The sequence below is a fragment of the Psychrobacter sp. AOP7-B1-24 genome (assembly GCF_052376215.1).
In the GTDB taxonomy this organism is placed as follows: Bacteria; Pseudomonadota; Gammaproteobacteria; order Pseudomonadales; family Moraxellaceae; genus Psychrobacter.
Genome location: NZ_JBQSVL010000178.1, coordinates 1 through 1,120 on the forward strand (window position 1 = coordinate 1; position 1,120 = coordinate 1,120).

The following is a 1,120-nucleotide window of genomic DNA, read 5'->3' on the forward strand; positions in this document are numbered from 1 at the left end:
AATTATTTTTAGTACACTACTTAATCTTGCAACTGATGTTAAAACTATATAAAACTTTCAGAGAAAATTCTTTTTAGTAATATCAATGATTTTAGATAACTCTAAGGTCATAAGAAGTCAGTTTAATCATGTTTAATTTCTAACTGACTGTCAGCGTTGTTAGCATATTGAAATTACATACTTCCAAAGGATGCGTATTTCTACTTAAACCCCACAGCTCAAACAATATACCGTTATAGCGAACATAGCTATGCAGCGTTTCTCCGTCATTCAATACGTCATTATTCTTAACTTTAACTGAATATTGTTGATAAAGCTGATCTAGTATTGCAGCAGCTTTCTGGTGATCATTAATCACTAAATCAATAATCTCCGTCATAGCACTTTTTTCTTGATCCAATAGCTGATGTCCATCTTTATTTCTTTTACTTACATCTAGAGGGGTATAAGTAACTTTCTTTACATGTGTAGGACTGCTACGAACTTGAAGAAAACCGTTAAGAGCACTAAGTCTAAAACTGGATCTGTCTTCATCTTTACGTTCTGTTTGCTCCCATAAGGGAGAGGCTTTAAATCTTCCGATAAATAGCTCTTTCGGTACGACATCAATAGGAGTCTCTCTGCGCACTCCTGTATCAGGTAGTTCCGGTGGATTATCATATTCAGGTGGTTCATAGCATATTACTGGTTTTTTATTATTTACAGGTTCATTTATTATTGCCTGTTCATCATCTTGCAGTAGTGCTGGCTCACTAACCATGACTTCTGAAGTACTTGCGGTTGTACAACTTGCTAATGACAGTGACATTGCTATAAAAATAAGTTTAATCATGCTTAGTCTCTAACTGATTGATAAGCTTGTCAAAAAAGCAAAGTTGCACTTTTCAATAGGATGATTGGTTCTGTTTATTCCCCAAATCTCGAACAATATACCTTTATAGCGAACATAGCTATGCAGCGTTTCCCCATCACTCAATACGTCATTATTTTCAACTTTAACTGAATATTGCTGATAAAGCTGATCCAGTATTGCATCAGCTTTATCGTGATCGTTAATTACTAAATTAATAGTTTCTGTCATGCCGAACTTTTCTTGATCTAATAGCTGATGTCCATATTT

The 1,120-nt window shown here is 34.5% G+C and carries 2 protein-coding genes; both read right to left on the minus strand.

What is annotated here, in order from left to right:
- Positions 1-139 precede the first annotated feature (139 nt).
- Positions 140-832, minus strand: coding sequence for a hypothetical protein (locus tag ACT3QP_RS14840; protein WP_444526033.1), 693 nt, complete (start codon positions 830-832; stop codon positions 140-142).
- A 9-nt stretch (positions 833-841) separates the two neighbouring features.
- Positions 842-1,120: hypothetical protein (locus ACT3QP_RS14845; protein ID WP_444526034.1), on the minus strand; the 279-nt coding region annotated here is incomplete at its 5' end.

Coding starts and splice junctions, on each gene's coding strand:
- ACT3QP_RS14840 (WP_444526033.1), bottom strand. CDS start 832: ATGATTAAACTTATTTTTATAGCAATGTCACTGTCATTAGCAAGTTGT.